Source organism: Herbaspirillum sp. SJZ107 (assembly GCF_006715485.1).
In the GTDB taxonomy this organism is placed as follows: Bacteria; Pseudomonadota; Gammaproteobacteria; order Burkholderiales; family Burkholderiaceae_D; genus Telluria.
Genome location: NZ_VFNH01000011.1, coordinates 1 through 7830, shown reverse-complemented (window position 1 = coordinate 7830; position 7830 = coordinate 1). Strand labels below are relative to the sequence as shown.

Sequence of the window (7830 nt, the reverse complement as noted above, 5' to 3'; positions counted from 1 at the left end):
TCAGCGCTTTCGGACTTGCCGAAAATTCAAACACAACTACTTGATTTCGTTGCCGTTTTACTGCGCTGCAGAAGCAGGACGCGAACTATAGCAAATGGATGAGTACCCGCGCAAGGCCCATTTGCCGGATGGGTACCAAATGTCTCATCTACCCTATATTGACCATCTGCCCCGAATAGTCGAGTATTCATTATTACCTCTATATAAGAAAGAGACCGGTGATACTCGACGCCAACCAGATTCTGGCCCTCGCTCCTGACGCCGCTTCGGCCAAGGCCGGCAGTCAGCTGGCGATGCCGAGAAACTGGTCGAATCTCGGCCGTAGCGAATCCGCTTTATGGGGCGAATGCCAGGGCAGCGGCAAGCAGCCCTATCGTACCCAGATCGACCTCGGCGAACCGGCCTTCAAATGTTCCTGCCCCAGCCGCAAGTTCCCTTGCAAGCATGGGCTCGGGCTTTATCTCCTGCTCGACGCCGAGCCCGGCCTGTTCAGTAGTGGCGACGCCCCTGCCTGGGTAACTGACTGGCTGCAGAGCCGCCAACAGCGCCAGGAAAACAAAGCCGCCAAACCCGAGCCGTCGCCGGAAGCCGCTGCCACTGCTGCGGCCCAGGCCCGCAAACGCGAAGAAAAGCGCGGGGACAAGGTCGATGCCGGCGTACGTGAATTGCAGACCTGGCTGCACGATCTGGCGCGTGAAGGGCTCGCATCGGTACGCTCGCGCGGCCAGGGTTTCTGGGATGCGATTGCGGCGCGCATGGTCGATGCCCAGGCGGCGCCTCTGGCCCGGCGCCTGCAGCGCGCAGGCGGCATGCTCTATCAGTCCAACCTGCCGCATGCGGAGCAGCTAGTCGCCCACGAACTCGCGTCGCTGTACCTGCTTGGCGAAGCCTGGCGCCGTCTCGGCGAACTGCCGGTCCCGCTGCAGGCGGACGTGCGCGCGCTGCTCGGATGGACCGTCAGCCAGGAAGACGTGCTGCGCGAGACGCCGCTCCAGGATCACTGGCGCGTCCTGTCGCAAACCGTGTCCGAAGACGAGCGCCTGCGCGTGCGCGCCAGTTGGCTGCGCGGCGCCACGAGCGCACGCTGGGCACTGGTCCTGCAATATGCGGCCGGCACGCAGGGCTTCGAGCAGGGACTGGTCCCGGGAACGGCGTTCGACGGTGCCCTCCACTTCTATCCCGGCGCCTTTCCCTTGCGCGCCCTGGTCGGCCAGCAGACGGAAGTGGGTCCGCTGGCCGATGGCCCGGGGCCCGCATCGAGTGTCGACGCGCTGCTGGACGATTACGCGCATGCCCTCGCGGCCCAGCCTTTCCTGGAGCGTTTTCCCGCGCTGCTGGCGGACCTGGTGCCCGACGCCGGCGAGCAGCGCATCCTGCGCGACGCGCAAGGACGCGGCATCGAACTGCATCCTTCGTTCCGCCATGCGATCTACCTGCTGGCCGTGGGCGGCGGCCATCCGCTCACCGTCTTCGGCGAATGGAATGGCCGCACCCTGCTGCCGCTGAGCGTATGGCACGACGGGCGCCTGCTCAACATCGACAGCGATTTCATTTCATGACATGAGCGACGACACACGCCGGCTGCACCAATTCTTCAAGATCGGCAGCGCACGCGCCGGTACCGCGCTCGCCGGCTTCGGCGAACCGCTCGACACCCTGCTGCCGGAGAATGGCAGCGCCATCGAAGCCCGGCTCTGGCTGGCCATCGGCGCGCTCGACCTGTGGGAACGCAGCGGATATCGCGCAGCACAGGTGCCGGACCGCGCCGACACGCAAACGGCGCCACCGGACTCGCTGCCGCCCTGCGCCAACCGCGCCGAAGGCATGCTCGCCCTGCTGCTGCGCGGCGTCCATGCGGCCGGGCTGCTGTCCGAGTGGCTGCAGCTGCTGCACCGTCACGGCGCCCGCTCGCCCGCGCGCTTCCTGCCCAACCTGCTCGATGCGGCGACGCGCCAGCCCAGGCTGCGTCCACTGGTAGCGCCGGTGCTGGACGAGCGTGGACACTGGCTCGCGCGCCTGCGGCCGGAATGGGCGTGGGCGGCCATTGCCCCGGATCCCGCACAGCGCGCGCTGTCATGGGATACCGGGTCGATCGAGCAGCGCGTCGCTACCCTGCACGCCTGGCGCGAAGACGATCCGGCCGCCGCGCTCCGGATGCTGACAGCGGCCTGGGCCACCGAACCGCCCGAACACCGTGCGGCCCTGCTGCCGGCGCTGGCGGTCCGGCTCGGACCGGACGACGAGGATTTCATCGAATCCGCGCTCGACGACCGCCGCAAGGAAGTGCGCGCCGCCGCCCAGCGCCTGCTGGCCGAACTGCCGGGGTCGCGCCTGTCTCAGCGCATGCGGGCGCGCGTGCAGCCGCTGCTGCAGGTGGAACAACGCCTGCTGCGCCCTGCGCGCCTGCAGCTTGCCCTGCCGGGTGACATCGATGCGCCGATGCGGCGCGACGGCATCGGCGCCAATCCCTGGCCCGGTGCCGGCGAAAAGGCCGGCTGGGTCATCGACATGTTGGCTGCCGTCGATCCGCACGTCTGGGAGCAGGCATTCGAGCGGTCCCCGCGCAAGCTGCTGGCCCTGGCCGAGAGCAGCGAGTTCGCTGCGGTCCTGATCCGCGGCTGGGCACTGGCCAGCATGCGGCACGGCGCCGCGCAACGCTTCCCCTGGCTGGCGGCGCTCGCGCACTGGTGGATCGGCGCGAAGCCGGCGCTGCGCGAAGCGGTCCCCGGCAGCCTGTTCGATGTGCTGGGCAGCGTCGCCAGGCACGATGAAGACAGCGCCTTGAGCGCCCTGGTCGAAGGCTTTCCCGACACGTGGCACAGCGACGCCGGCCTGGTGCGCCTGCTGCATACGCTGGCCGACCACGGCGCCGGGAGCTGGCCGCAGGACCTCAGCCGGCGTGTGCTGCAGCGCGTCGAGACCGCACTGCCGGTGCTGGCCACGCCAGGCCACGCCTGGGCCTTCCGCCAGCTGCTGTCCAGCCTTGCGCTCGCGCTCGATCCGTCCACCGCGGCCGTTGTCTCGGCCGGCTGGCACGCTGCCATCCAGCCGGACCACCCCTTGCGCGACGCTTTCGACACCTTCTTCAGCACCGTGCGCTTCCGCCACGAGATGCACTCATCCTTCCAGGAGCCAGCATGACCCCGCCCGATACCAACGCCGCCCTCCGCCAGCATGCGGAACAGCAGTACGCCAGCGAGCTCGATGCGCTGATCGCCAGCGACACGCGCCAGCGCCCGCCGCGCTGGCGGATGTCGCCGTGGGCAGTCGCGACTTACCTGCTGGGCGGCCGGCTGGACAACGGCGTGACGGTCAGCGCGAAGTACATCGGCAATCCGCGCGTGATCGAGATTGCGGTGGCGACGCTGGCGACCGACCGCGCCCTGCTGCTGCTCGGCGTGCCCGGCACGGCGAAGTCCTGGGTCTCGGAGCACCTGGCGGCGGCCATCAGCGGCGATTCGACCCTGGTGGTGCAGGGCACGGCCGGTACCAGCGAGGAGGCGGTGCGCTATGGCTGGAACTATGCGCAGCTGCTGTCGAAGGGACCGTCGCAGGAGGCCATCGTCCCGAGCCCGGTGATGCGCGCCATGCGCAACGGGAAGATCGCGCGCATCGAAGAGCTGACCCGCATGCCGGGCGAGGTGCAGGACAGCCTGATTTCGGTGCTGTCCGAAAAAGTGCTGCCGATCGCCGAACTGGACGACGAGGTGCTGGCGCAGAAGGGTTTCAATATCATCGCGACGGCGAACGACCGCGACCGCGGCGTCAACGAACTGTCCAGCGCCCTGAAGCGCCGCTTCAATACGGTGGTGCTGCCGCCGCCGCGCAGCGCCGACGAGGAAGTGCGGATCGTCGAGACGCGCGTGGCCAGCATCGGCCGTGCGCTGGAGCTGCCGGCCGAGACGCCGGCACTGGAAGAGATCCGCCGCATCGTCACCGTGTTCCGCGAGCTGCGCGAGGGCGCGACCGCAGACGGCAAGACCAAGCTCAAGACGCCCACGGCGAGCATGAGCACGGCCGAAGCGATCTCGGTGATCACGCACGGATTGTCGCTGGCCGCCCACTTCGGCGACGGCGTGCTGCGCGGCGCCGACCTCGCGGCCGGCATGGTGGGCGCCATCGTCAAGGACCCGGTGCAGGACCGCGTGGTCATGCTCGAGTACCTGGAGACGGTGGTCAAGGAGCGAGAGGGCTGGAAAGACCTGTACCGCGCCTGCCGCGACGTGATGAACTGAACCGGGATGGGCTGAGCGATGAGCGTCCACCTGTTCGGCATCCGCCACCACGGCCCCGGCTGCGCGCGCAGTCTCGCGGCTGCGCTGGACGCGCTGCGTCCGGACTGTATCCTGGTCGAGGGGCCGCCCGAAGCGGATGAATTGCTGCGCTTTGCCGGCGCGCCCGGACTGGTGCCGCCGGTGGCCTTGCTGGTCTATGCGCCGGCGGCGCCGCAGCGCGCGGTGTTCTATCCGTTTGCCGAGTACTCGCCGGAATGGCAGGCGATCCGTTACGCCAACCTGCACGCGGTGCCGGTGCGCTTTTGCGACCTGCCGCAGGCGCATCGCCTGGGCCACCGTGACGAAGCCGAATCCGAGGCCGTGGCGGCCGACGGCGAGCCGCAGCGCATCGATCCGCTGCGCTGGCTGGCCGAGGCGGCCGGCTACGGCGACACCGAGACCTGGTGGGACCACCTGGTCGAGCAGCGCAGCGACAGCCTGGACCTGTTCGGCGCGATCGCCGAGATGATGGCGGTGATGCGCCAGGAAACCGGCAGCCGTATCGACCCCCTCGAGGCGCAGCGCGAAGCTTATATGCGCAACGCCATCCGGCAGGCGCTCAAGCAGGGGCGCGAACGCATCGCCGTCGTATGCGGCGCCTGGCACGTGCCGGCGCTGGCCACGCTTCCCAGTGCGAAGAGCGATACCGATTTATTGAAAGGCCTGCCGAAGGAAAAAGTGGCGGCGACCTGGGTCCCGTGGAGCCACGGCCGCCTGACCTTCGCCAGCGGCTATGGCGCCGGCGTGGTGGCGCCCGGCTGGTACCGCCACTTGTGGCGTCATCGCGAGCGCGCTTCCCTGTACTGGCTGACCAAGGTGGCGACGCTGCTGCGCGGGCACGACCTGGATGCCTCGCCGGCCCACGTGATCGAAGCCTCACGCCTGGCCGATACGCTCGCCGCCCTGCGCGACCGCCCGCGGCCCGGACTCGACGAACTGATGGAAGCGGTGCGCACCGTATTCTGCTACGACAGCGATGCGCCGCTGCGCCTGATCCGGGAGCGGCTGCTGATCGACGAAGCTCTGGGCGAGGTCCCGGACGACGTGCCGGCGGTGCCGCTGGTGCAGGACGTGTTCGCGCAGCAGAAGCGGCTGCGCATGGCGGTGCGCGCCGATGCCACGGAACTCGACCTGGACCTGCGCCAGCCTGCCCATCTGGAAAAAAGCGTGCTGCTGCATCGCCTGGCATTGCTCGGCATCCGCTGGGGTAGGGTGCAGCACATGCGCGCGCGCAGCGGGACCTTCCACGAGTTGTGGCGCCTGTTGTGGCAACCGGAATTCGCGGTCGACCTGATCGAGGCCAGCATCTGGGGCAGCACGCTCGAGGGCGCGGCCACGGCGGTCGCGTTCGACCGCGCGGCGAAGGCGCAGGCCCTGCCCGAGCTGACCGCGCTGATGGAGCAGATCCTGCTGGCCGACCTGCGCGATGCGGTGGCGCCGGTGATGGCGCGCATCCAGGACATCGGCACGCTGACGCCGGACCTCGGCCTGCTGCTGGCGGCCCTGCCGCCGCTGATCAACGTGCTGCGTTACGGCAGTGCGCGTGCGGTCGATACGACGGCGCTGGCGAGCGTGGTCGACGGGCTGGTGACGCGCGCCTGCATCGCCCTGCCGTACGGAGTGCGCGGCCTGGCCGACGAGGTGGCCGCCGGACTGCTCGGGCAGCTCATCGCGGCCGACCAGGCGATCCGCCTGCTGCAGGCCGAGGCCCACCTGTACGCCTGGTTCGAGGCGCTGGCGGGCGGCGCCGTCAGCGAGCTGTCGCATCCGCTGTTGGCCGGACGCTGCGTCCGCATCCTGACCGAACATGGACACTGGCAAACCGAACGCGCCGCGCAACAGTTGTCGCGCAGCTGCTCGAAGGCGGTCGCGCCGCTGGCCAGTGCGCACTGGCTCGAGGGCTTCCTGCAGGGCAGCGGTGCCCTGCTGGCCCACAGCGACCAGCTGTGGCGCATCGTGAATGCCTGGCTGCTGGCGCAGCCGGCCGAGGTGTTCACGGAGTTGCTGCCGCTGCTGCGGCGCACGGTCGGCAGTTTTACGCCGGTGGAGCGGCGCGAACTGGGCGAGCGCGCGCTGCAGGCGGAGGGGCGCCATGCAGGTACCGGGCCGGCGCAGCCGGTCGAGGTCGACCTGGCGCGGGCGCGGCGGGTACTGCCGATCCTGCAGACGCTTTTTTCGATATCGCCTTTGACGGAAACCGCTCATGACAAATGACGAGCAAGCCGCACCTGGATCCGAAGCCGCGCGCCGCTGGCGCCTGGTGCTGGGCCAGGACGCGGCCCTGCCCTTGCAACTGGATGCGGCCGACGCCGCCATCGACAGCGCCCTTCACGCCTTGTATGGCACCGGGTCGGAAACGCGCCATGGTGGCCTGGGCGGCTCGGCGCCGCGGGTGGCGCGCTGGCTCGGCGACATCCGCCAGTACTTCCCGTCCAGCGTGGTGCAGGTGATGCAGAAGGATGCGCTCGACCGCCTGGGCCTGCAGCAGATGCTGTGCGAGCCCGAGATGCTGGCGGCGGTCGAGCCGGACGTGCACCTGGTCGCGACCCTGCTCAGCCTGAACCGCGTGATGCCGAACAAGACCAGGAGCACGGCGCGCATGGTGGTGGCGCGCGTGGTCGAGGAACTCGAACGCAAGCTGGCGGCGCCGATGCGGCAGGCAGTGGCGGGAAGCCTGAACCGGGCAGCGCGCAACCGCAGGCCGCGTCACCAGGACATCGACTGGCTGCGCACGATCCGCGCCAACCTGAAGCATTACCAGGCGGACTACCAGACCGTGATCCCGGAAACGCGTATCGGCTTTGCCCGGCGCGGCCGTTCGCTGCGCGACATCGTGCTGTGCGTGGACCAGAGCGGGTCGATGGCCTCGTCGGTGGTGTATGCGAGCGTGTTCGCGGCGGTGCTGGCGAGTATCCGCACCGTGTCGACGTCGGTGGTGGTGTTCGACACCGCGGTGGTCGACCTGACGCCGATGCTCTCGGATCCGGTCGAGGTCCTGTTCGGGACCCAGCTGGGCGGTGGAACCGACATCAACCGGGCGCTGGGCTATTGCCAGCAACTGGTCACGCAGCCGCGTGAGACGATCTTCGTGCTGATCAGTGACTTGTACGAGGGCGGGAACAGGACCGAGATGCTCAGCCGCGCGGCCAATCTGGTGGGTAGCGGCGTGCAGGTGGTGGCCCTGCTTGCGCTCGACGACAGCGGTGCGCCGTCGTATGACCATGCAAATGCAGCGGCGCTCACGGCGATGGGGATTCCCTGTTTTGCCTGTACGCCGGATCTGTTCCCGGATTTGATGGCGGCGGCGATCCAGAAGCAGAGCCTGGAGCAATGGGCGTCGCAGGCGGGTATCGTGCGTGCCTAATTGAAAGCCAGTCTTTTCGAAGACTGGCGTATTAAAAATATGGCTTGAAAAGCAAAAAACCCCGCAGAGATCACTCTGCGGGGTTTCGCTTACTACTTATTAATTAGCCTGACGATAACCTACTTTCACACTGGTTGCAGCACTATCATCGGCGCAAAGTCGTTTCACGGTCCTGTTCGGGATGGGAAGGGG

At 68.4% G+C, this 7830-nt stretch carries 5 protein-coding genes; all 5 read left to right on the top strand.

Annotated elements, in window-relative coordinates; translation table 11 throughout:
• The first annotated feature begins 218 nt into the window (after positions 1-218).
• From FBX97_RS29375 to FBX97_RS29355, 5 genes are read left to right on the top strand one after another with little or no spacing between them, the layout of a single operon-like run.
• Positions 219-1559, top strand: a complete 1341-nt coding sequence (locus FBX97_RS29375) for an SWIM zinc finger family protein (RefSeq protein WP_141839541.1) — start codon at positions 219-221, stop codon at positions 1557-1559.
• 1 nt (position 1560) lies between these two features.
• Positions 1561-3141 (top strand): DUF5691 domain-containing protein, encoded by a 1581-nt coding sequence (locus FBX97_RS29370; RefSeq protein ID WP_141839539.1) that lies wholly within the window; start codon positions 1561-1563, stop codon positions 3139-3141.
• Positions 3138-4235, top strand: a complete 1098-nt coding sequence (locus tag FBX97_RS29365) for an AAA family ATPase (RefSeq protein ID WP_141839537.1) — start codon at positions 3138-3140, stop codon at positions 4233-4235. The genes FBX97_RS29370 and FBX97_RS29365 overlap by 4 nt, the downstream gene beginning before the upstream one ends.
• Before the next feature lie 18 nt (positions 4236-4253).
• On the top strand, positions 4254-6488 hold the full coding sequence (locus tag FBX97_RS29360; protein WP_141839535.1) for a DUF5682 family protein: 2235 nt from the start codon (positions 4254-4256) through the stop codon (positions 6486-6488).
• The gene (locus FBX97_RS29355; protein ID WP_141839533.1) at positions 6478-7638 is read left to right on the top strand and encodes a VWA domain-containing protein; all 1161 of its coding nucleotides are present in this window, start codon (positions 6478-6480) and stop codon (positions 7636-7638) included. Before FBX97_RS29360 ends, FBX97_RS29355 begins: the two co-directional genes overlap by 11 nt.
• Positions 7639-7830 lie beyond the last annotated feature (192 nt).

What these genes read in the sequence shown, in the direction of transcription:
- FBX97_RS29370 (WP_141839539.1), top strand. Translation starts at nt 1,561, where the DNA reads ATGAGCGACGACACACGCCGGCTGCACCAATTCTTCAAGATCGGCAGC.
- FBX97_RS29365 (WP_141839537.1), top strand. Translation starts at nt 3,138, where the DNA reads ATGACCCCGCCCGATACCAACGCCGCCCTCCGCCAGCATGCGGAACAG.
- FBX97_RS29360 (WP_141839535.1), top strand. Translation starts at nt 4,254, where the DNA reads ATGAGCGTCCACCTGTTCGGCATCCGCCACCACGGCCCCGGCTGCGCG.
- FBX97_RS29355 (WP_141839533.1), top strand. Translation starts at nt 6,478, where the DNA reads ATGACAAATGACGAGCAAGCCGCACCTGGATCCGAAGCCGCGCGCCGC.